We start from the raw sequence: 21,588 nt of genomic DNA, 5'->3' as shown, positions 1-21,588 counted from the left end.
AGCGCAGCGCCACCCGGCAATACAGAGCGCACAAAATTACGCGAAGTGATCGTACCCTTTCCAGTCAAGCGTAACCGGGGCGCCGTCGCGGACAAACAGCAGCCCTTCACTTTCCGGCATCACCTGCCCGATGCAGGTAAATTTCGCCCCCAGATGCGCTAACGCCACATCCAGCGTCCCGCGATTCAGCTCGGGAACGGTAAAGCACAGCTCATAATCTTCCCCACCGGATAGTGCCCAGCGCAGCGCCTGTTCAGGATCGGCATGGCGACGCAACGGCTCTGACAGTGGGAACAGATCCAGATCGATCCGTGCGCCCACGCCACTGGCCTTCAGGATATGGCCGAGATCGGAGATCAGCCCGTCAGAGAGATCGATAGCAGAACTGGCCCGCTCGCGCAGCGCCTGACCGTGCAAAATACGCGGCGTGGGCCGCAGGTGGCGCTTCACCAGGTACGCCGCATCGTCAGCATCTTCAACTGCTAAACGGTTCTGAAGGATCGCCAGCCCGGCCGCGCTATCCCCCGGCGTACCGGTCACGTAGATCCAGTCGCCCGGTTTTGCGCCCGAACGCTTCAGCGCGCGCCCCGCTGGCACATAGCCGTGGATTGCCAGGGTCATCGACAGCGGCCCGGCGGTGGTATCACCGCCAATCAGCTGCATATCGTAATAATTCAGCTGTTCAAACAGGGCATCGCTGAAGGCTTCAAGCCAGGCTTCATCCACCTCCGGCAGGGTCAGAGCCAGCGTCAGCCAGGCCGGGTCGGCGCCCATTGCCGCCAGATCGCTAACGTTGACCGCCAGCGCCTTATACGCCAGGTCGGCAGGATCGATATCGGGCAGGAAGTGACGCCCACATACTAAGGTGTCGGTGCTGATTGCCAGCGTCTGTTTTTCGGGAATATTGAGTAGTGCACAATCATCGCCAATGCCGGTTTCAACATCAAGACGAGAGGTTCTGACACGGTCGAAATAACGGGCAATCAGGGAGAATTCGCCGCATGCCATACGTTATGCCTCAGCAAATAAAAGAAAAAACCGGAGCCGCACTGCCAAAAAGGCAATGCAAGACTCCGGTTTGCGGATCACTTTTTGTGGGGACGGATCGCAGGTGCGGCTTTATCCAGCACGCCGTTTACAAACTTGTGGCTGTCTTCAGCGCCGAAGGTTTTTGCCAGTTCGATCGCTTCGTTGATGGCCACTTTGTACGGCACATCATCACGTTTAGACAGCTCAAACAGCGCGATACGCAACACTGCTTTTTCGACCTGGCCCAGCTCTTCGAGCAGACGGGACAGGTATGGCTTCATCAGACCATCGAGATACGCGCTATTAGTCGCCACTCCCGACAGCAGTTCACGGAAGTACAGAACGTCAACGTCTTTCACGTCCTGTTCTGACAGGAACTGGTATTCAACATCAGCGATGTCGTTCTGGGACAACTGCCAGGAGTAAAGTGCCTGGACGGCACATTCACGGGCGCGGCGACGAGCAGCAGGTTTCACGGAATTCCCCTTACAAAAAAATCAGGCCTTGATGGCTTTCAATACATTGATCATTTCAAGCGCGGTCAGTGCAGCTTCTGCACCTTTGTTACCGGCTTTGGTGCCAGCACGTTCGATGGCTTGTTCAATACTTTCGGTAGTCAGTACGCCGAACGCGACAGGAATTTCAGCATCCTGTGCAACGTGCGCCAGACCATTGCTTGCACCGCCCGCAACGTATTCGAAGTGCGCAGTGCCGCCACGAATAACAGTACCCAGTGCAATCACCGCGTCGTATTTACCGGTTTTCGCCAGCGCGCCCGCTGCCAGTGGCAGTTCGTAAGCACCTGGTACCCAAACGACGGTAATGTTGTCATCTTTAACCTGGCCGATACGTTTCAGGGCGTCAACCGCACCTTCCAGCAGGCTGTCGTTGATGAAGTTGTTGAAACGCGCAATGGTGATGGCGACGCGAGCGTCCGGGGTAGCTACAGCAGCTTCAATAATGTTCATACTCTTCCTTTACGGGTTCATTTGGCCCCGCAGGGGGGCGGATTTTATCATAATACTTTGCGCACTGCTTCCCTATTTCAGGAGCAATTACGCTGTCGTTAAATGGAGGCAGACATCCGGGCCTACCGGACGAATCTCGCTGAATGAGAGTTGCGGCGCATCGGCCAGTTTTTCAAGGCCGGGCAGCACAAACAGGCCGCGCGCGTCGTTACCTAACAGTTTAGGCGCAACGTAGACCAGAAGCTCATCCACCAGCCCTGCCTGGAGCAGCGCGCCGGCGAGCGTCGGACCGGCTTCGACCCAGATGCTGTTGACCTGCTGTTTACCCAGCAGCATCATCAGCACCACCAGATCGAGATGCCCGTTGTGTTCCGGCACCATAATACTGCGCACGCCTTGCGGCCATTCGCGCGTATCTTCTTTGGTGCGGGCAATCCAGGTTTCCCCCGGCTGCTGCACGATGCGGTGTTCCGGCGTCACGCGGTTCTGGCTATCAATAATAATGCGCAGCGGCTGACGCAGGTTCTCCTGCGGATAGAGTGCCTGGGTATCGGCATTCAGCTCATCCCAGCGCACGGTCAGGACCGGATCGTCAGCCAGCACCGTTTCACTGCTGGTGAGAATAGCATGGCTTTGTGCGCGCAGACGTTGCACATCGCGCCTTGCCTGTGGCGAGGTGATCCACTGGCTCTCGCCGTTCGCCATCGCCGTGCGGCCATCCAGTGACGCGCCAAGCTTAAGCTGGATAAACGGGAAACCGGTGCGCATACGCTTCAGGAAGCCTTTGTTGATGGCTTCGGCATCCTGCATCATCAGGCCGTGACTGACGTCGATCCCTTCCTGTTGCAGACGATACAGCCCGCGGCCCGCCACCTGCGGGTTAGGATCCTGCATGGCGGCGACAACGCGCGAGACTCCCGCCGCAATCAGTGCTTCGCAGCACGGAGGCGTGCGCCCGTGATGACTGCATGGCTCCAGCGTCACGTAAGCCGTCGCGCCACGCGCCCTCTCCCCCGCCATGCGCAGGGCATGCACTTCAGCGTGCGGCTCGCCTGCGCGGTAGTGAAAACCTTCACCCACGATCTCGCCATCTTTAACAATGACGCACCCGACATTAGGGTTAGGGTGAGTGGTAAACCGACCGCGCTGTGCCAGCTTCATGGCTCTCGCCATGTACATCTCGTCCTGCATAGGCTTAATCCTGTAAGCGGGCGATCTCTTCGCCAAACTCTTTAATGTCTTCGAAGCTGCGGTAAACGGAGGCGAAGCGAATATAGGCGACTTTATCGAGCTTTTTCAGCTGTTCCATCACCAGGTTACCGATCATTTTGCTCGGCACTTCGCGCTCACCTAGCCCCCGCAGATAAGATTTAATATGATTTAACGCCATTTCGACGTCATCGGAGCTGACGGGCCGTTTTTCCAGCGCCTTGAGCATCCCGCTACGCAGTTTTTCTTCATTGAACGGTTCGCGCACATCGTTACTTTTTACCACGCGCGGCATTACCAGCTCTGCCACCTCGAAGGTGGTAAAACGCTCGTTGCACACCAGACACTGCCGACGACGACGCACGGAAGACCCTTCGCCTACAAGACGTGAGTCGATGACTTTGGTATCCACAGCGGAGCAAAATGGGCAATGCATACGATGTCCCTGTTATCTGGTTAACTGATTTCTATTTTACCCTGAACTGGCCCGACAACAAAGGAAGAGCTTTTTGAGACAAAGGATCTATGCCTGACGCCACTATCCTGTCTACCATTGCAGCAATGTGTGATTTCAAGGAATTAAACGCAATGACAAGACGTTACCTGAAAATAGTGCTGGTTGGGAGCCTGTTCACGCTCAGCGCCTGCGCACAGCAAAGTGAAGTTCGCGAGATGAAACAAAGCGTGAATACGCTCAATGTGGCGATGGACAAACTTAATAAAGAAACCGTGAAGATCACCCAGCAGAACGCGCTGAATGCCAAATCCAGCAATGGCGTTTATTTATTGCCGGGCGCAAACACGCCCGCGCGTCTGAACAGCCAGATTGGCACGCTAAGGATGTCTCTGGTGAATGTTGCAGCGAATGCCGATGGTACGCGCGCAACATTACGCATTCAGGGTGAATCCAACGATCCGCTTCCCGCCTTCAGCGGCACCGTAGAGTGGGGCCAGATTCAGGGCACCACGGAGAGCTATCAGGAGGTGAATGTGAAGAATCAGCTCTTCACCGCCCCCGCCAGCACGCTGGCACCGAGCGATGTTGATATCCCGCTCCAGCTGAGCGGACTGACGCCAGAACAGTTGGGCTTTATCCGCATTCACGACATTCAACCTGCCGCGCAATAACCCGCCCTTTTAGCGGAGTGAAATGTCACTCCGCTAACATTTACATTTCGTATGGATTGGCAACATAAATGATTGCCGCTACAATCCCGGCCGTTTAAAGTACGCAAACGTGAACGCAATCGATTACGTATGTGAGAGATATGTGAAACAACACATATTTTTGTGAGCAAGGATTCCTATAATAGGCTCCGCAGAAACACGAAATATTTAGAAACGCAATTCGCGCATTTTTCACTCCCGGAAGGGAATTTCAATCAGTGGCATGATTATGAAAAAAACATTACTCGCAGCTGGCGCCGTGCTGGCACTGTCCTCCTCTTTCACTGTTAACGCAGCGGAAAACGACAAACCACAATATCTCTCCGACTGGTGGCACCAGAGCGTTAACGTGGTAGGCAGCTACCACACCCGTTTCGGGCCGCAGATCCGCAACGATACCTACCTGGAATACGAAGCGTTTGCCAAGAAAGACTGGTTTGATTTCTACGGCTACGTCGATCTGCCGGTATTCTTCGGCGGTAACTCCGATGCGAAAGGTATCTGGAACAATGGCTCCCCGCTGTTCATGGAAATCGAACCGCGTTTCTCTATCGACAAACTGACCGGAACCAGCCTGGCGTTTGGTCCGTTCAAAGAGTGGTACTTCGCGAACAACTACATCTATGACATGGGTCGCAACGATTCTCAGGAACAGAGCACCTGGTATATGGGTCTGGGTACTGACATCGAAACCGGCCTGCCAATGAGCCTGTCACTGAACGTGTATGCGAAATACCAGTGGCAGAACTATGGCGCATCAAATGAGAACGAGTGGGATGGCTACCGTTTCAAAGTGAAATACTTTGTGCCAATCACTCAGCTGTGGGGCGGTAACCTGAGCTATATCGGCTTCACCAACTTTGACTGGGGTTCAGACCTGGGCGACGATAACTTCTATGACAACAACGGGAAGCATGCTCGTACCAGTAACTCCATCGCCTCCAGCCACATCCTGGCGCTGAACTACGATCACTGGCACTACTCTGTTGTTGCGCGTTACTGGCACAACGGTGGCCAGTGGAACGACGACGCCAGCCTGAACTTCGGCAACGGCGACTTCAGCGTTCGCTCTACCGGTTGGGGTGGTTACCTGGTCGTGGGTTACAACTTCTAACCTGTGCGGACTTCGCCCGGCGGCGCTGCGCTTGCCGGGCCTACGATCCGAATGTAGGCCGGGTAAGGCGTAGCCGCCACCCGGCTTTTTACTGCTTCACCTTCCGCAAAAAATCTGCCAGAGCTCTGTCCGCACTTTCGCTAAAGCGTCTCTCCGTCTGCACAATATTGAGGCACCTGTCGAGCCGGAAGCAGCGATATGCATACTGTCAGGAATAGACAAAAAAAATCCCGGCCAGCAGGCCGGGATTTCGATACCGCATAAGACTCTTACGGCAGAATGGACGGCTGATCCGCCCCTTCTTTCTCGACTTTCTGCTGGATCAGATGCTCGCGCTTCATGCCCAGCTTCAGCGCCAGCGCGGACGCGACGTAGATAGACGAGGCCGTACCGATAGACACACCGATCAGCATGGTCAGCGAGAAGCCTTCCAGCACCGGGCCACCGAACAGGAACAGCATCAGGATCACCATCAGGGTGGTGCCGGAGGTGATCAACGTACGGTGCAGCGTCTGGGTCAACGACACGTTAAAGATTTCGTACGGCGTGCCGCGACGGATCTTACGGAAGTTTTCACGAATACGGTCAGATACCACGATACTGTCGTTCAGTGAGTAACCGATAACGGACATCAGGGATGCCACAATCGTCAGGTCAATCTCAATGTGGAAGAGAGACAGTATGCCCATGGTGATCACCACGTCGTGCGCCAGAGCGATAACCACGCCTGCCGCCAGTCGCCACTCAAAGCGGAAACCGACGTAAATCAGAATCGAGATCAGCGCCACCAGCAGCGCCATCGCACCGGTCTGCGCCAGGTCAGCACCAACGCTCGGGCCGACAAACTCAATACGCTTAACCGTTGCATCCTGGCTGGTCGTTTCGTTAATAACCTGAACGACCTTGCTGCCCAGCTCCTGGCTGCCGTTGGCATCGTGTACCGGCGGCATACGCACCATGATGTCGCGGCTGCTGCCGAAGTTCTGTAGCAACGGCTCTTCAAAGCCCGCTTTTTGCAGAGACTCACGCATCTGGTCCATATCGACTGGTTTTTCCAGGGTAATTTCGATCACCGTACCACCGGTGAAATCCAGACCCCAGTTAAAGCCTTTCACGCCCATAATGACGATGGACAAGATCAGCAGAAAACCTGAAATGCCGAAGGCCCAGTAGTCCCAGCGCATAAAGTCCCAGACTTTACGGCCGTGGTTCAATTGTTCAACAGTATATTCCTGTGCCACAACGCACTCCTCAGATAGACAGCTTTTTGACGCGCTTGCCGCCGTACAGCAGGTTCACGATGGCACGGGTGCCGACAATAGCGGTAAACATCGACGTTGCGACACCGATACCGGTAGTAATCGCAAAGCCTTTGATCGCGCCAGTACCCACTGCATACAGGATAAGAACCTTAATCAGTGTTGTTACGTTCGCATCGAAGATGGAGCTGAACGCCCCTTTGTAGCCTTCTTCAATCGCCTGCTGTACAGAACGACCGTTGCTCAGCTCTTCTTTAATACGTTCGTTTATCAGTACGTTGGCGTCGACCGCCACCGCAAGGGTTAGAACGATACCCGCGATACCTGGCATGGTTAGCGTCGCCCCCGGCAGCAGGGACATGATACCGATGATCAGCACCAGGTTGGCAATCAGCGCGGAGGTCGCAATCAGGCCGAACTTCTTATAGAAGAAGATCATGAAGATAATGGACACCGCCAGACCGGCCAGACACGCTTCCAGACCCTGCTTGATGTTCTGCATACCCAGGGTTGGACCGATGGTACGCTCTTCAACAATCTGAATTGGCGCAATCAGCGCACCGGCACGCAGCAGCAGAGAGAGCTGACGCGCTTCGTTCGGGTTGCTGATACCGGTAATACGGAAGCTGTTACCCAGACGAGACTGGATGTTGGCGATGTTAATCACCTCTTCCTCTTTCACCAGCACGGCACGGCCATTGGCGTCTTTCTTACCGCTGTCTTTGTACTCCACGAACAGGGTCGCCATCGGCTTGCCGATGTTGTCCTTGGTGAAGTTAGACATGATGTTGCCACCTGCGCTATCCAGCGAGATGTTAACCTGCGGCTGGTTGTACTCATCCTGGCTTGAAGTGGAGTCGGTGATATGGTCACCGGTCAGGATCACGCGTTTGTACAGCACAACCGGCTGGCCTTCGCGGGTCTGTTTCACTTCGGAATCGCCCGGCACACGGCCTGAAGCCGCAGCAGCCTGGTCAACGTTGGCGTTAACCAGACGGAACTCCAGAGTCGCCGTCGCGCCCAGAATCTCTTTCGCACGGGCGGTATCCTGGATACCTGGCAGTTCGACCACGATACGGTCAGCACCCTGACGCTGTACCAGTGGCTCAGCCACGCCCAGCTGGTTTACACGGTTACGCAGAATGTTAATGTTCTGCTGAACGGCGTACTCACGTGCTTCACTCAGACGCGCGTCGGTCATTACCGCACGCAGCTGGTTGCTGCCCTGAGAAGTGATCACCAGATCGCGGTGACGCTGAGACAGATAGGTCACAGCCTGATCGCGTGCCGCGCTGTCGCGGAACGTGATGCTCATGCCGTAGTTATCTTCTTTACGTACGGTGGTGTACGGAATGCCTTTATCGCGCAGATCGCTGCGCAGGCTGTCGATATTCTGTTCCTGTAGCTTGCCGAGCGCGGTATCCATATCCACTTCCATCAGGAAGTGAACGCCGCCACGCAGGTCAAGACCCAGTTTCATTGGCTCTGCGTTCAGCGCAGCCAGCCAGCGTGGGGTTGCAGGAGCAAGGTTAAGCGCCACGACATATTTATCACCCAGCACGCCCATCAGCGCTTCACGTGCGCGGAGCTGCGTGTCGGTGGTGTCGAAGCGAGCAAGAATTGCGCCCTCTTCCAGTGCCACAGACTTAGCGGTAATTTTTTCTTCTTGTAACGTTTTCTGGACCTGGATCAGCGTTTGCTCACTGGCGGCGACACCGCGCGCGCCAGTGATTTGAACGGCCGGATCCTCACCATACAGGTTGGGAAGCGCGTACAGCAGGCCGACGATAATCACGACGACCAGCATGATGTACTTCCACAAAGGATAACGGTTTAACACGGCAGTTCCCTTTGGGAAAAGTTGGGATTACAGCGCCTTCATGGTGCCTTTCGGCAGAACGGCAGCTACGAAGTCACGTTTGATAACCACTTCAGTGGTGTCGTTCAGGGCGATAGCAATGTAGCCGTTTTCCGCTACTTTGGTTACGCGACCCACCAGGCCACCATTGGTCAGGACTTCATCGCCCTTCGCGATGGAGTTCATCAGGTTTTTGTGCTCTTTAGTACGCTTCTGCTGTGGACGCAGGATCATGAAGTAGAAGATCAGACCGAACACAACCAGCATCAGAATCAGAGACATCGGGCTGCCCTGCGCTGGTGCACCCGTTGCTGCTACCGCATCAGAAATAAAAAAGCTCATTCAAATTCCCTCATTATTAAAATTAATCAACGTTCAACGGTGGAACATCCCGCCCCTGACGTTGGTAGAAATCGGTCACGAAGCTCTCTAATTTACCCTCTTCGATAGCCTTACGTAAACCAGCCATTAAGCGCTGATAATAACGAAGATTATGAATGGTATTGAGACGCGCCCCCAAAATCTCGTTGCAACGATCGAGATGATGCAGATACGCGCGAGAATAATTGCGACAGGTATAGCAATCGCACTCGGAATCGAGCGGGCTGGTGTCACTCTTATGCTTCGCGTTACGGATTTTCACCACGCCATCGGTAACGAACAGATGACCGTTACGTGCGTTTCGGGTTGGCATAACGCAGTCGAACATATCAATGCCGCGACGTACGCCTTCCACCAGATCTTCTGGTTTACCCACACCCATCAGGTATCGTGGTTTATCCGCCGGGATTTGCGGGCAGACATGCTCCAGAATACGGTGCATATCTTCCTTCGGCTCACCCACAGCCAAACCGCCGACAGCGTAGCCATCAAAGCCTATCTCTACCAGACCTTTAACCGAGATATCGCGTAAATCTTCGTAAACGCTGCCCTGGATAATGCCGAACAGCGCATTTTTGTTTTGCAGGGAGTCAAAACGGTCGCGGCTACGCTTCGCCCAACGCAGGGACATCTCCATGGAACGTTTGGCATAGTCCCAGTCCGCCGGGTATGGCGTACATTCGTCGAAGATCATCACGATATCGGAACCGAGATCGTACTGAATCTCCATAGACTTTTCCGGATCGAGGAAGATTGGATCGCCGTTGATCGGGTTACGGAAGTGTACGCCCTGCTCGGTGATCTTACGGATATCGCCCAGGCTGAAGACCTGGAAACCCCCGGAGTCGGTGAGGATGGGGCCTTTCCACTGCATGAAGTCGTGCAGGTCGCCGTGGAGCTTCATGATCTCCTGGCCTGGACGCAGCCACAGGTGGAAGGTGTTGCCGAGAATAATCTGTGCGCCAGTGGCTTCAACTTCTTCCGGCGTCATTCCTTTTACGGTGCCGTACGTGCCCACAGGCATAAACGCGGGGGTTTCTACCACGCCGCGATCAAACACCAGGCGACCGCGACGCGCGCGGCCATCGGTGGTATCGAGTTCAAATTTCATTTTTTCTCCGACGTCAGAAAAACAGTCCAACGTTGTAACACGGTGCCGCGGACTTATTCCCCGACACGCTCATTCAAAGCCTGCGGATTGTACGTGATAAACATCGCGTCACCGTAGCTAAAAAAGCGATATTTTTGTTCTACCGCAGACTTGTAGGCGTTCATCGTATGCTGATACCCCGCAAACGCGGAGACCAGCATAATCAGCGTCGATTCAGGCAGATGGAAGTTGGTCACCAGCGCATCAATGACTTTGTACTGATAGCCCGGGTAGATAAAGATCTGCGTATCGCCAAAGAAGGGCTCAATCAGCTCTTTTTTCGCGGCCTGCGCAGCGCTCTCAAGGGAACGTACCGACGTTGTACCGACGGCCACGACGCGGCTACCGCGCGCTTTCGCCGCCAGCACCGCATCCACAACCTCCTGCGGCACTTCGGCATACTCAGAGTGCATGATGTGGTCTTCGATGCTGTCCACGCGCACCGGCTGGAACGTCCCCGCGCCGACGTGCAGCGTCACGAAGGCCATCTCAATACCCTTGGCGCGCAACTTTTCCAGCAGCGGTTCATCAAAGTGCAGGCCCGCCGTTGGCGCCGCCACTGCGCCAGGCTTCTGGCTGTAGACGGTCTGATACAGCTCGCGGTCGGCTTCTTCATCCGGGCGTTCAATGTACGGCGGCAGCGGCATGTGGCCGATGGCGTTGAGGATATCAAGCACCGTGCGCTCGTCGTTAAACTCCACCTCGAACAGCGCGTCGTGACGCGCGGTCATGGTCGCTTTGATGCTCTCGTCATCACCCAGCAGCAGTTCAGCGCCCGGCTTCGGCGCTTTGGATGCGCGAATATGTGCCAGAATACGTTTATCATCGAGCATACGTTCGACCAGCACCTCAATCTTGCCGCCGCTGGCTTTACGGCCAAACAGACGCGCTGGGATCACGCGGGTATTGTTAAAGACCAGCAGATCGCCAGGGTTGAGCTTGTCGAGCAGATCGGTGAAAGTACCGTGCGTCAGCGCGCCCGTTGGCCCGTCCAGTGACAGCAAGCGACAGCTGCTACGCTCAGGCATGGGGTAGTGAGCAATCAGGGATTCAGGTAGTTCAAAGGAGAAATCGGCGACGCGCATGACGTATACTCGTGACTTAAAAACAGGCGGCATAGTCTAGTGCTCACACCCTTTTGCTGCAACAACTAGCCGCCACCGGACGAATAAAACGCATGAATTTTCTCGCTCACCTGCATCTCGCTCACCTCGCGGACAGCTCCCTCTCCGGCAATTTGCTGGCCGATTTCGTACGCGGCAACCCCGCGGAAGATTATTCCCCCGAGGTTATCGACGGGATTTTTATGCACCGCCGCATCGACGTGCTGACCGATAACCTGCCGGAAGTGACGGAAGCCAAAGCCTGGTTCCGCCCCGAAACGCGACGCGTGGCGCCGATCACGCTCGACGTCATGTGGGATCATTTCCTGTCGCGCCACTGGTCCCAGCTGTCGCCTGATATGTCGCTGCCTGAGTTTGTGCGCTACGCCCACGCGCAGGTGTCGATCATTTTGCCGGACTCCCCACCGCGCTTTGTGAATCTGAATAACTATCTGTGGTCTGAACGCTGGCTGGAGCGTTACCGCGAGATGGATTTCATTCAGAACGTGCTCAACGGCATGGCCAGCCGTCGACCGCGTCTGGACGCGCTGCGCGACTCCTGGCACGACCTGGACAAACATTATGACGCGCTGGAAACGCGCTTCTGGCAGTTCTACCCGCGCATGATGGCGCAGGCGAAAAATAAAGAACTGTGATGCCGGTTCGATTGATAGGTAAAAGCTGGTGGAACGATTGTTACCACCTCTTTGTCTTATTCCCGCACTGCCTCTATACTGGCCCGCGTTGCGTTCCAAATAACCTTAGTATCTACAGGAGAATCATATGGTTCTGGTAACTCGTCCGGCTCCGGATTTTACAGCTGCCGCCGTTCTGGGCAACGGTGAAATCGTTGAAAACTTCAACTTCAAACAGCACACCAACGGTAAAGCGACCGTTCTGTTCTTCTGGCCAATGGACTTCACTTTCGTTTGCCCGTCTGAGCTGATCGCGTTCGACAAACGTTACGAAGAATTCCAGAAGCGTGGCGTGGAAGTGGTTGGCGTCTCCTTCGACTCTGAATTTGTACACAACGCATGGCGTAACACCCCTGTCGAAAACGGCGGCATCGGTGCGGTGAAATACGCGATGGTTGCGGACATCAAACGCGAAATCCAGCAGGCTTACGGTATCGAACATCCGGACGCTGGCGTTGCGCTGCGTGGTTCTTTCCTGATCGACGCGAACGGCATCGTTCGTCACCAGGTTGTGAACGATCTGCCGCTGGGTCGTAACATCGACGAAATGCTGCGCATGGTTGACGCGCTCCAGTTCCACGAAGAGCACGGTGAAGTGTGCCCGGCTCAGTGGGAAAAAGGTAAAGAAGGTATGGCGGCTTCCCCAGACGGCGTAGCTAAATACCTGTCTGAGAACGTATCCAGCCTGTAATCGGCACGGTTTACGAAAAAAACCCGCGACTACGCGGGTTTTTTTATGGCTTATGCTGCGCCGTCTTTTTTTACCTCGCGCCAGATGCGCCATGCCATAGCCGCAAGCACCATCACCCCGACGATCAGTACGCCCCAGACCATCAGCGTTTTCATTCTGCTTTCCTGCTCAGCCGCAGACGTCGCGGTTAAACGCGCCTCGCCGCCCAGCGGGACAGGTTCCAGCGTATCCGCCATCGGCAGGGCTGCCAGATCGTAGGTTTTACGCAGTTCGGTCGGGATCAGCATATCCGTCTCCACGCTTGCCGGTTTCGCAGCCCCGTTCCCCCATGCAAGCAGATACGGCCCCTTCCCCTGCGCGTTGAACACCAGATCATAGCGCACGCGTTGCCCGATCACGCCCGGCAGGTTCTCTGGCAAACGCGCATTGAAGGTCTTGATTTTTACCGCCTCGACCAGCCCGCCCGGGAGCGGAACAGGTTCAGACGTTTTGCCGCCGAGCTGGTAGATCACCTCTTTTTTCAGCGTATGCCACCGATCCTTGTCCGCCCCCCGCCAGGCTATTTCTGCCGGGAGAACGCCGTCACCATTCAGCATGAAGGCGATCGCACTCAGAGGCTGCGGATGTTTCCAGCGCCACACGGCTTCGCTTTCGGATAGCCGCTCCCCCTCTCCCGCCAGGCTAATGTGCTCTGATTCCGGCTGCACAGGAGCGGTAATCGCGTTGACGCCGGTTAACGTCAGGGCTGAACGCCCCGTGTTCAGCACCAGCAGCAGATAGCGATTCGCCTCAGGAGATAACACCAGATCGGTATCGATGCGGTCGAGCTTCAGGCGATCCTGTCCACTCATCACGTCCAGCAGGGGCATCTCTTCGCGCAGGGTATACCAGTTTTTCAGATCCTCGCTGTAATAGACCGATGCCGTCCCCTGCCACGAGCCCTGCGGCGTGTCCCAGAAAAGCTGGAGCTGAGAGAGCGGAACCTCCGTCGCGTTTTCCGGCAGGGTCAGCAGATAGTGCTGTCCGGCAGCCGCCGCGTGTTGCCCTTCCAGCACAATCTCCACGCCGTTTCTGGCACGTAACATAATTTTATCGCCACTGCCCTCTTCCCCGCCCGTCGAGGCGTTAAGCGCAAAGAGGCGCAGCGCCGTGGTGGTCGGTGCTGGCTGCGGACGCGTCGTGGTAACCAGGCTGAACGGTACCGGCTCGCCCGACTGATTAAACACGCGCACGTCGCGCAGATCGGGCGATGTGCTCTGCTGATAAACCGCCAGCGGCAGCATGACCCGATACCACGGCGAAGAGGCAGAGGTATCAAGGGACAGGCCATAGGCATAATCCCGCGGGGATTCCACCGGCGCGCCCTCGCTGAATGCCGGACCGGCCACGGCCAGCAGTGCCGCACAAACAACCGATTTCATCCATTTCATTTTTCTTCTCCTGCTTTAGGCGGTAGCGGCGAGAAATAGCCCACAATCAGGACCAGGATCGCCACGCCAATAAACGCGACAGCACGCGCCAGGCCGCCACCGCCCGCGCTGTCCACCAGCATCAGTTTGAGCATGACCACTCCCAGCAGCACCGCACCGGCAAGCCACTGCTGACGGGAGGCCTGACGGGTGGCGCGGATCATGACCACCAGCGCGCAGAACATCCAGAACAGGGCAAAGGTGGTCTGGATAAGCCGCGAATGCCACAGCGACTCCATATTCCAGGCCACCTCGCCGTACCACGCCAGCGCGCGCAGCAGTGCGCCGTTTAGCCACCAGAAGCCAAGCGCCATCAGCACAACGGCGGGCCACGGTCGGGACTGAGCAAGCGATGCCGGATAGTGGCGATCCACTGCCCGATAAAACACCACCAGCCCCAGCAGCGCGAACGCCGCCCCTTCCTCAAGCGGGTTCACCAGCGGCAGCCAGGTCTGTCGATAGACCACCCCGTCCTGGAAATTAGTCACGACCAGCAATACCACCAGCGCCACAACCACAGGGATCATGGCAAGGCAGGCGTAGAGCGCAGGCCATACCCGGAACGGCCACCCGCGACGCCGTACAGCCGCGGAGAGTGCCATAATCACCCCACCGCCGACAGCCATCGCAATGCCGCTTCCCCAGGCCGCCATGCCCCATGGCAGGGAGCGGGCAAACCAGTAAAGCTCGGCGGCCATGGCGAGTAAAATCATCCACAACAGCGACAGATGCAGCCCCATTGCGATGCGTGGAAGAAGTTTATCTTCGTCGCGCCGCAGCATCATCAGGGCGGCAGGCAGCGCAATAGCCCAGGCCAGATTTGCCCAGCCGGCTGCCAGGATCTGCTGTTGCCAGACCTGATAAAGCACCATCAGCAGCATCACCGGCCACAGCAGCCATTTGCTGGCATCCAGCTCCCGCCATGCCAGACGAGCGGCAGCCTGCCGCCATCCCCAGGCCGACACCGCCGTCAGCGCCAGCACGCCCGCAAGAACCGATAATTCTGTCTTGAGGATCAGTTGCGACGCACCAAGTTGCGCCACTAACCAGAACAGCAGCCCACCGACCAGCAGCGCCCAACTGCCCGACAGCACGATTTTCTGCCACAGCCAGGCCGCAGCCAGCCAGCAAAGACTGAGCACTGCGAAAATAAGCAGCAGGCTCAGCGAGGTGACGCCGTTCATCTGCGCCCATATCGCGCTGCCGAGCGCCAGCACCAGCAGCGCCGTCCCGCTATAGCTCATACGCCGCTGCTGCTGTTGCACGCCCAGCCAGAGGATACCCAGCCCCTCCAGCGCCCAGGCCATCGCCGTCCAGCGCGCCGAAAGCGCCAGCGGAATGGCAAGCGTGGCAAACCCGCCGCCAATCGCCAGCGCCGCCATAATCAGTGGTCGCCCAATGGAGGGGTAACGTCGCAGCGCGAGGAGCGCCAGTGAGAGATAAAACGCACCATAACCCAGCGCGCTGAGTGCCGGGCCGTACGTCCAGTGCGACGTCATGCCGTACTGCATCCCAAAACCAATCAGCGGCGGGGCAAACAGCAGTACGCCGTCAATAATCTGTTTACCTTTTTCCTGCGCCCGCAGCGACAGCGCTACGCTAAACACGCCAAAAATAAGCGTATTGGCAATCAGGAACAGCTGACAGATAACATAGTTTTCAGGCTGGTAGTCGCTCAGCCCCCACACTCCGCCAACGCCAAACGTGAAGAGCAGCCCGAGCAGGTTGAGCTCGCGCCAGTGCTGCCAGATGCTAATGACGAGAATGCCGATGGAGAGCAGAAGATAGAAGGAGAACAGCGCCACAAAGCTACCGCCCCCGGTAGACAGGAGCAGCGGCGCAAGATATCCGCCCAGGCTCGCCAGCATGGCAAGGCTCAGCGCCTTTTGCAGCACGGCCAGCCCGACGCTCGCCGCGCAAATCACCACCAGCAGCGCAAACGCCAGCGTCATCGGCAGCATCTGCCACAGCCGGAATGCGCCAAAGACGGTCAGGTAAAGCACGCCGGTCGCCCCGCCCTGGAGGATCAGCGCGTAGATCCGCTGCCTGTGCCGCAGCCGCCATCCAACGGCCAGCAGACCCATGGCAAACAGCGCCGTGGCGGCAAGACGCAGCTCAAGCGGAAACAGTGAATGTTCAACGGTATAGCGCAGCAGGAAAGAGAGGCCGAGGAAGAGCAGTACAATCCCCAGTTTTGCCAGCGGATTGCCCTGCATAAACCAGCGCGTCAGCGAGGACAGGATGCCGCCAAAGGCGGAAGGCCGTTTTGCCGCCGGGACAGGCGCAGGTTCTGCTTCAGTGACGGGCGGTTCGGGACGCCAGGGATCGACAGGTGCGTTAACGGCCTCTGGCACCGGCGCTGGTGTCTCCACTGGCGCGGCGGTCTGCACCGGCTCCGGCGCTTTCTCAGCTACACCGTGCTGCTCAAGCGCCTCAATGCGCTGGCGAAGCCGGGCGATCTCCTGCCGCGCCGCCGTGCTTCGATTAAAGCCTATCACCGCAAGCACGGGGGCCACGACCAGCGCAAAAACCAGGAACAAACAGCCAAGGATGTAAAGCTCGTCCATGTTTCCACCTTCACCGTAAAAGATCCGTTAAGATTGACACAAGTAGTTGCATTTGCGCCATCTAAAAGGTGAAAACCATGCTGCCTGCGCTTAGCTGCCGAACCAGACCGTAGCGGAGATCGCCGGCAGCGTGAGCACGTTCTCCTGTAACGTCGCTTTCCCCTCTTTGCTCTTCCACGTTTTACCGGCCAGCAGCGGTGAATCTTCCAGCACCACTTCACACGCCTCACCCCGGTTGATCGCCACCAGCACGCGCTGCTGGTTGTAGACGCGGACAAACACCACCACATTATCTTGGGCGTACATCACCTGACAGCCCCCGTAGCGCAGGGCCTGACTCTGCCTGCGCAGCGTCGCCATACGCTGGTACAGGCTGAACAGATCCTGATCCTGTTTTTCACTCTCCCATGGGAAGGTTTTGCGGCAGAACGGATCGTTGTTACCGTCCAGCCCCACTTCATCTCCGTAATAGATGCACGGCACGCCCGGCCAGGTGAAAAGCCAGGTCACCGCCAGCGGCAGACGCGCCAGATCTTTACCCAGCAGCGATTTAAAGCGCGCGGTATCGTGGCTGTCGAGCTGGTTAAACATCCGAAGCTGCTGCTGATGAGACAGGCCAGCGCGATAGTTCTCCATCCACGTCATGCAGGTTTCGGCGTCAATATGCTGCGGATCGTAAGAGATATCGGTGTTAGCGAGGAACCCCCACAGCGGGAAGGTGAAGCCGCGATAATTCATCGACGCGTCTTCTGCATCTGCCTGCAACCACTGACGCGCGTCGCCAAAGTGCTCCCCGAAGACGAATGCTTCCGACCGGGCCGCTTTTGCCGACCGGGTAATGGCGGCGACATGCTGAAGGTTATTCCGCGCCCCGCCTGCTTCCCCCAGCATATGCACCACGTCCAGCCGCCAGCCGTCCATATTCCACGGCGCTTTCAGCCAGTGGCGCACGATGCTGTCTTCGCCGCCGTAGATTTCATTCACAAGCGTTGACGACTGGAAATCGAGCTTCGGCAGACTCGGGTAGCCCAGCCAGTCCAGGGCGCGGCCATTCTCGTCAAAACTGTACCAGTCACGCTGGGGGGAATCCGGATTATGGCATGCGCCGCCCATCGACTGATTGTGGCGGTCGAACCACGCATGAGAATCACCGCTGTGATTGAACACGCCATCAAGGATCAGGCGCATACCTTCTTTTTGCGTGTTGTGGCGCAGCCGCAGCAGCGCCTCGTCACCGCCAAACTGCTCGTCAACGTGGCGGTAGTCCTGCGTATCGTATTTGTGAACGCTTGGCGCTTTAAACACCGGGTTCAGGTACAGCGCCGTCACGCCGAGCTTTTTCAGGTACGGCAGTTTTTCGCTGATACCGTCGAGATCGCCGCCGTAAAAGGTCGATCCCCCCGCCTGGGCGGTCAGCGGCTCGTCCCATTTTTTCAGAATGATGTCGTGACCGACCGCATGATGGTAATAAACCTTGTCCTGGTCGGCGGTGCGCTTTTCACTGCGCGCAAAGCGGTCCGGGAAAATCTGGTAAAAGACCTGATCGTTAACCCACTGCGGGCCGTTATCCGGGTGATCCACGGCAAACTGCTCCAGCCGGGCCGGAGGGAAACGGCTGAAGCCCTGCGGGGTAAACCACAGCTGACGGTTGTTCCACAGCAGCTTGAAGCTGTAACGGCGGCGCGGCTGCCCGCTGCGCAAATCGATATTTGCCCGCCATGCCGTAATACCCGGCTGAGGCTGGCTGCGCACCTTGTGCATTTTCAGCGACGTCTCTTCGTTATCCACTTCGGCGCGCAGGGTCACACGTTCAGGCTGATTTTCCCCTGCCAGCCAGAGCGTAATCACAAGGTTGTCTTTGTTTTGCTTAACAAATGGGGCAACCGGAAGGTGCCAGGCGTTTAACATCACGAATCCCCTTTGATGAAATTGACGTCACCTTGCCACAGGGTTGTTAAGGATAGCTCACCATGATGGGATTTATTGGGGGAGGAGGACGGGGGAGGAGGCATCAGTGCGGCCTGATGCCCTCACCCTAACCCTCTCCCACGGGGAGAGGGGAAAAGAATGTTACTGTGCTTCCGCCAGCTGACGATCGCGGCGACATTTAAACATCCAGCCCACCAGCAGCAGGACGATCCACGCGAAGCCCACGTACAGGGAAATACGGGTATCCGGGTGATAACCAATCAGGCCAATGATGAAGACCAGGAAGATGAGACCGACAATGGTCGTTGGCACGCCGCCCGGCACTTTAAACTTCAGCGCTTTGGCCTCTTCTGGCGACAGGCGGCGACGGAACGCAATCTGCGACAGCAGGATCATGATCCACACCCACACCGTCGCAAAGGTCGCCAGCGACGCAATCACCAGGAAGACGTTCTCTGGCATAATGTAGTTCAGGTAGACCGAGAACAGCAGCGCCACGGTCATGACCAGCACCGTTACCCACGGGGTACCGCGACGCGACGTTTTGGCAAACACCTTCGGCGCACTGCCCTGCTCCGCCATGCCGTGCAGCATACGGCCCACGCCGAACACGTCACTGTTGATGGCCGACAGCGAGGCGGTCAGCACCACAAAGTTGAGAATGCTGGCGGCAAACGCAATGCCCATATGCTGGAAAGTCAGGACAAACGGGCTGCCGTTGGTGCCCACCTGGTTCCACGGGTAGATGGACATAATCACAAACAGCGTGCCCACGTAGAACACCAGGATGCGCATCGGTACCGAGTTGATGGCGCGCGGAATAGACTTCTCCGGATCTTTCGCTTCCCCGGCGGTGATGCCGATAATCTCGATTCCGCCATAGGCGAACATGACCATCTGCAGCGACATGACCATCCCGAGCCAGCCGTTGCTAAAGAAGCCGCCGTTGCTCCACAGGTTGTGAATGCCGGTTGGCTGTCCACCGTTGCCGATACCCCAGATGATAATGCCGAAACCGGCGAGGATCATGATGATAATGGTCGCGACCTTGAAGAAGGAGAACCAGAACTCCAGCTCGCCAAACACCTTCACGCTCATCAGGTTAACGGCGCAGATAATCAGCACCACGCTCAGCACCCAGATCCAGTGCGGCACGGCGGGGAACCAGACCCCCATATAGATACCAAACGCCGTCACATCGGCAATGGCAACAATCAGGATTTCGAAGCAGTAGGTCCAGCCGGTGATAAACCCGGCCAGCGGGCCTAAATTTTCCTGCGCGTAGCGGGAGAAGGAACTGGCAGAGGGGTTGTGAACCGACATTTCGCCAAGGGCGCGCATGATGATATACGCCGCCACGCCGCCGATGATGTAGGCCAGCAGAACGCTTGGACCGGCCATTTTGATGGCATCTGCCGAGCCATAAAAAAGACCGGTACCGATAGCCGAGCCCAGCGCCATAAAGCGGATGTGGCGGGTGCTCAATCCACGTTTAAGTTTGTTAGTGCTTTCCATTAAAATCTTGCCATTCAACACGAAAAAAACAAAAAACCACGGGGCCTTAAGCCCCGTGGTTAAACAATTTGTTGCCGTTGATTAATGGGCGTTGGATGTCACCTGACGCCCTGCCGCACGGTCCCAGATAATCGCCAGAACCAGCGCTACAACGGAAGGCATCAGCCAGGCCAGGCCCTGCTCGGACAGCGGCAGACGCTGTGTCCAGGCTGGCAGGATTTCTGCAAATGCTGATGCTTTGATCCCGTCAAGGATACCAAAAATCAGGCTGATAAACATGGCTGGCGCAATAATTCGCGTGGAGTTATGCCACCACGGACGGGTGAAGCTCAGCACTACCAGCACGATACATGGCGGATAGATCGCCGTCAGCACCGGAATTGAGACCTGAATCAGGTGGCTCAGACCGAGGTTTGACACCGCCATGGAGAAGATGCCGAGGATAAACACCAGCGTGCGGTAAGAAAGCGGCAGATACTGAGCGAAGAACTCCGCGCAGGCGCAGGTCAGACCCACCGCCGTCACCAGACAGGCCAGGAAAATCAGCGCCGCCAGCAGCATGCTGCCTGCACCACCAAAGGTGTGCTGCACGTAAGCATGCAGGATCGCCGCGCCGTTTGCGCTCTGATCGACCAGCGTTGCGCTATCTGAACCCAGGCGGAACAGCGCCAGATACAGCAGCGTCAGGCCGACACCGGCCATCAGGCCAGCCCAGATGGTGTAGCGAGTCAGCAGACGCGCTTCGGTCACACCGCGGGAACGCGCGGCGTTAACGATAACGATACCAAACACCATCGCGCCAAGCGTATCCATCGTCAGATAGCCGTTCACGAAACCGTTTGAGAACGCCGCGTTCTGGTAAGCGTCCATCGCGGAGCTGATGGGCCCCGCAGGCCAGACGATGGCCGCAACCGCCAGCACAATCAGCGCCACAATTTTCAGCGGTGCCAGGAAGTTACCCACAGTATCCAGCAGTTTGCCGGGATAGAGAGAAACCAGAATAACGATGGCGAAGTAAATGAGGCTGTAAATAAACAGCGGCATCGCGCCGTCACCGGTCAGCGGGGCAATACCCACTTCAAAGGAGACGGTCGCCGTACGCGGGGTTGCGAACAGCGGGCCAACAGCCAGATAGCAGACGGTTGCCAGCAGAACGCCAGCCACTTTGCCAATCGGGGTGCTGAGGCTGTCCACACCGCCACCGACTTTCGCCAGCGCGATAACGGTCAGTACCGGCAGGCCCACGGCAGTAAGCAGGAAGCCAAACGCAGCCGTCCAGACGTGTTCACCCGCCTGTAAGCCAACCATTGGAGGAAAAATGATGTTACCTGCGCCAACGAACAGCGCAAATGTCATAAAGCCCAGCGCGATAATGTCACGCGATTTCAAGTGATGGGTCATAAAACCTTACTGCCTGTGGATGTGGTGTTGAATACGTTGAGATTTTCGCCATCCCTGACGGGACGATACAGCGGAAAATTTGC

General features: G+C 56.9%; 19 protein-coding genes and 1 pseudogene. 4 read left to right on the top strand and 16 right to left on the bottom strand.

The features are described 5' to 3' along the window. Positions 1 to 36 precede the first annotated feature (36 nt). The 5 genes from thiL to nrdR form a co-directional block, all read right to left on the bottom strand. Positions 37 to 1,008 carry a thiamine-phosphate kinase gene (gene thiL, locus L2Y28_RS04730; protein ID WP_022647226.1) on the bottom strand — a complete coding sequence of 324 codons (972 nt, stop codon included), beginning with the start codon at positions 1,006 to 1,008 and terminating at the stop codon, positions 37 to 39. A 77-nt stretch (positions 1,009 to 1,085) separates the two neighbouring features. Then, a complete protein-coding gene (nusB, locus tag L2Y28_RS04725) occupies positions 1,086 to 1,505 on the bottom strand; it encodes a transcription antitermination factor NusB (RefSeq protein ID WP_006809908.1) in 420 nt (139 codons plus the stop codon). 21 nt (positions 1,506 to 1,526) lie between these two features. Beyond that, positions 1,527 to 1,997 (bottom strand): 6,7-dimethyl-8-ribityllumazine synthase, encoded by a 471-nt coding sequence (ribE, locus tag L2Y28_RS04720; protein ID WP_003859098.1) that lies wholly within the window; start codon positions 1,995 to 1,997, stop codon positions 1,527 to 1,529. Between the two features lie 87 nt (positions 1,998 to 2,084). After that, positions 2,085 to 3,188 (bottom strand): bifunctional diaminohydroxyphosphoribosylaminopyrimidine deaminase/5-amino-6-(5-phosphoribosylamino)uracil reductase RibD, encoded by a 1,104-nt coding sequence (gene ribD / locus L2Y28_RS04715; RefSeq protein ID WP_022647225.1) that lies wholly within the window; start codon positions 3,186 to 3,188, stop codon positions 2,085 to 2,087. A 4-nt stretch (positions 3,189 to 3,192) separates the two neighbouring features. Continuing rightward, positions 3,193 to 3,642 (bottom strand): transcriptional regulator NrdR, encoded by a 450-nt coding sequence (gene nrdR, locus L2Y28_RS04710; protein WP_003859099.1) that lies wholly within the window; start codon positions 3,640 to 3,642, stop codon positions 3,193 to 3,195. 152 nt (positions 3,643 to 3,794) lie between these two features. Here nrdR and L2Y28_RS04705 point away from each other — a divergent pair, with 152 nt between their 5' ends. Together L2Y28_RS04705 and L2Y28_RS04700 are read left to right on the top strand one after the other, a co-directional pair. Next, positions 3,795 to 4,334: a DUF3251 domain-containing protein gene (locus L2Y28_RS04705; protein ID WP_022647224.1), complete on the top strand. Its 540-nt coding sequence runs from the start codon at positions 3,795 to 3,797 to the stop codon at positions 4,332 to 4,334. A 268-nt stretch (positions 4,335 to 4,602) separates the two neighbouring features. Further along, a complete protein-coding gene (locus tag L2Y28_RS04700) occupies positions 4,603 to 5,487 on the top strand; it encodes a nucleoside-specific channel-forming protein Tsx (RefSeq protein ID WP_032621817.1) in 885 nt (294 codons plus the stop codon). Between the two features lie 88 nt (positions 5,488 to 5,575). Here L2Y28_RS04700 and L2Y28_RS04695 read toward each other — a convergent pair. The 6 genes and pseudogenes from L2Y28_RS04695 to queA all read right to left on the bottom strand — a co-directional run. Beyond that, positions 5,576 to 5,686: pseudogene (locus L2Y28_RS04695) on the bottom strand (DNA-binding transcriptional regulator); the annotation flags it as partial. A gap of 70 nt (positions 5,687 to 5,756) precedes the next feature. After that, positions 5,757 to 6,728, bottom strand: a complete 972-nt coding sequence (secF, locus tag L2Y28_RS04690; protein ID WP_003859105.1) for a protein translocase subunit SecF — start codon at positions 6,726 to 6,728, stop codon at positions 5,757 to 5,759. Between the two features lie 10 nt (positions 6,729 to 6,738). Beyond that, on the bottom strand, positions 6,739 to 8,586 hold the full coding sequence (gene secD, locus L2Y28_RS04685; protein ID WP_032621613.1) for a protein translocase subunit SecD: 1,848 nt from the start codon (positions 8,584 to 8,586) through the stop codon (positions 6,739 to 6,741). A gap of 27 nt (positions 8,587 to 8,613) precedes the next feature. Further along, positions 8,614 to 8,946, bottom strand: coding sequence for a preprotein translocase subunit YajC (gene yajC, locus L2Y28_RS04680; protein ID WP_003859109.1), 333 nt, complete (start codon positions 8,944 to 8,946; stop codon positions 8,614 to 8,616). Between the two features lie 22 nt (positions 8,947 to 8,968). Next, positions 8,969 to 10,096 carry a tRNA guanosine(34) transglycosylase Tgt gene (tgt, locus tag L2Y28_RS04675; protein ID WP_003859110.1) on the bottom strand — a complete coding sequence of 376 codons (1,128 nt, stop codon included), beginning with the start codon at positions 10,094 to 10,096 and terminating at the stop codon, positions 8,969 to 8,971. A 53-nt stretch (positions 10,097 to 10,149) separates the two neighbouring features. Further along, positions 10,150 to 11,220, bottom strand: coding sequence for a tRNA preQ1(34) S-adenosylmethionine ribosyltransferase-isomerase QueA (gene queA / locus L2Y28_RS04670; RefSeq protein ID WP_022647221.1), 1,071 nt, complete (start codon positions 11,218 to 11,220; stop codon positions 10,150 to 10,152). A 92-nt stretch (positions 11,221 to 11,312) separates the two neighbouring features. Here queA and acpH point away from each other — a divergent pair, with 92 nt between their 5' ends. Both acpH and L2Y28_RS04660 read left to right on the top strand, forming a co-directional pair. After that, the gene (gene acpH / locus L2Y28_RS04665) at positions 11,313 to 11,894 is read left to right on the top strand and encodes an ACP phosphodiesterase (RefSeq protein WP_022647220.1); all 582 of its coding nucleotides are present in this window, start codon (positions 11,313 to 11,315) and stop codon (positions 11,892 to 11,894) included. 127 nt (positions 11,895 to 12,021) lie between these two features. Next, complete coding sequence (locus L2Y28_RS04660; RefSeq protein WP_003859113.1) at positions 12,022 to 12,624, top strand: peroxiredoxin C; 603 nt, start codon at positions 12,022 to 12,024, stop codon at positions 12,622 to 12,624. A gap of 50 nt (positions 12,625 to 12,674) precedes the next feature. On the opposite strand, the gene L2Y28_RS04655 is transcribed toward L2Y28_RS04660, so the two are convergent. The 5 genes from L2Y28_RS04655 to brnQ all read right to left on the bottom strand — a co-directional run bounded on the left by L2Y28_RS04655 (position 12,675) and on the right by brnQ (position 21,505). Then, positions 12,675 to 14,054, bottom strand: a complete 1,380-nt coding sequence (locus L2Y28_RS04655) for a DUF3999 domain-containing protein (RefSeq protein WP_022647219.1) — start codon at positions 14,052 to 14,054, stop codon at positions 12,675 to 12,677. Then, complete coding sequence (locus L2Y28_RS04650) at positions 14,051 to 16,660, bottom strand: DUF2339 domain-containing protein (RefSeq protein WP_022647218.1); 2,610 nt, start codon at positions 16,658 to 16,660, stop codon at positions 14,051 to 14,053. Before L2Y28_RS04650 ends, L2Y28_RS04655 begins: the two co-directional genes overlap by 4 nt. A gap of 90 nt (positions 16,661 to 16,750) precedes the next feature. Next, a complete protein-coding gene (gene malZ, locus L2Y28_RS04645) occupies positions 16,751 to 18,568 on the bottom strand; it encodes a maltodextrin glucosidase (protein WP_022647217.1) in 1,818 nt (605 codons plus the stop codon). A gap of 162 nt (positions 18,569 to 18,730) precedes the next feature. Continuing rightward, positions 18,731 to 20,104, bottom strand: coding sequence for a proline-specific permease ProY (gene proY / locus L2Y28_RS04640; protein WP_017383160.1), 1,374 nt, complete (start codon positions 20,102 to 20,104; stop codon positions 18,731 to 18,733). An 81-nt stretch (positions 20,105 to 20,185) separates the two neighbouring features. Beyond that, on the bottom strand, positions 20,186 to 21,505 hold the full coding sequence (gene brnQ, locus L2Y28_RS04635; protein WP_003859118.1) for a branched-chain amino acid transporter carrier protein BrnQ: 1,320 nt from the start codon (positions 21,503 to 21,505) through the stop codon (positions 20,186 to 20,188). Between the last annotated feature and the right edge of the window lie 83 nt (positions 21,506 to 21,588).

This window comes from Enterobacter sp. JH25 (assembly GCF_021725435.1).
GTDB lineage: Bacteria > Pseudomonadota > Gammaproteobacteria > Enterobacterales > Enterobacteriaceae > Enterobacter > Enterobacter intestinihominis.
This window is presented reverse-complemented; position numbering and strand designations above follow the sequence as displayed.

What these genes read in the sequence shown, in the direction of transcription:
- thiL (WP_022647226.1), bottom strand. Translation starts at nt 1,008, where the DNA reads ATGGCATGCGGCGAATTCTCCCTGATTGCCCGTTATTTCGACCGTGTC.
- ribE (WP_003859098.1), bottom strand. Translation starts at nt 1,997, where the DNA reads ATGAACATTATTGAAGCTGCTGTAGCTACCCCGGACGCTCGCGTCGCC.
- ribD (WP_022647225.1), bottom strand. Translation starts at nt 3,188, where the DNA reads ATGCAGGACGAGATGTACATGGCGAGAGCCATGAAGCTGGCACAGCGC.
- nrdR (WP_003859099.1), bottom strand. Translation starts at nt 3,642, where the DNA reads ATGCATTGCCCATTTTGCTCCGCTGTGGATACCAAAGTCATCGACTCA.
- L2Y28_RS04705 (WP_022647224.1), top strand. Translation starts at nt 3,795, where the DNA reads ATGACAAGACGTTACCTGAAAATAGTGCTGGTTGGGAGCCTGTTCACG.
- L2Y28_RS04700 (WP_032621817.1), top strand. Translation starts at nt 4,603, where the DNA reads ATGAAAAAAACATTACTCGCAGCTGGCGCCGTGCTGGCACTGTCCTCC.
- yajC (WP_003859109.1), bottom strand. Translation starts at nt 8,946, where the DNA reads ATGAGCTTTTTTATTTCTGATGCGGTAGCAGCAACGGGTGCACCAGCG.
- tgt (WP_003859110.1), bottom strand. Translation starts at nt 10,096, where the DNA reads ATGAAATTTGAACTCGATACCACCGATGGCCGCGCGCGTCGCGGTCGC.
- queA (WP_022647221.1), bottom strand. Translation starts at nt 11,220, where the DNA reads ATGCGCGTCGCCGATTTCTCCTTTGAACTACCTGAATCCCTGATTGCT.
- acpH (WP_022647220.1), top strand. Translation starts at nt 11,313, where the DNA reads ATGAATTTTCTCGCTCACCTGCATCTCGCTCACCTCGCGGACAGCTCC.
- L2Y28_RS04660 (WP_003859113.1), top strand. Translation starts at nt 12,022, where the DNA reads ATGGTTCTGGTAACTCGTCCGGCTCCGGATTTTACAGCTGCCGCCGTT.
- L2Y28_RS04655 (WP_022647219.1), bottom strand. Translation starts at nt 14,054, where the DNA reads ATGAAATGGATGAAATCGGTTGTTTGTGCGGCACTGCTGGCCGTGGCC.
- L2Y28_RS04650 (WP_022647218.1), bottom strand. Translation starts at nt 16,660, where the DNA reads ATGGACGAGCTTTACATCCTTGGCTGTTTGTTCCTGGTTTTTGCGCTG.
- malZ (WP_022647217.1), bottom strand. Translation starts at nt 18,568, where the DNA reads ATGTTAAACGCCTGGCACCTTCCGGTTGCCCCATTTGTTAAGCAAAAC.
- proY (WP_017383160.1), bottom strand. Translation starts at nt 20,104, where the DNA reads ATGGAAAGCACTAACAAACTTAAACGTGGATTGAGCACCCGCCACATC.
- brnQ (WP_003859118.1), bottom strand. Translation starts at nt 21,505, where the DNA reads ATGACCCATCACTTGAAATCGCGTGACATTATCGCGCTGGGCTTTATG.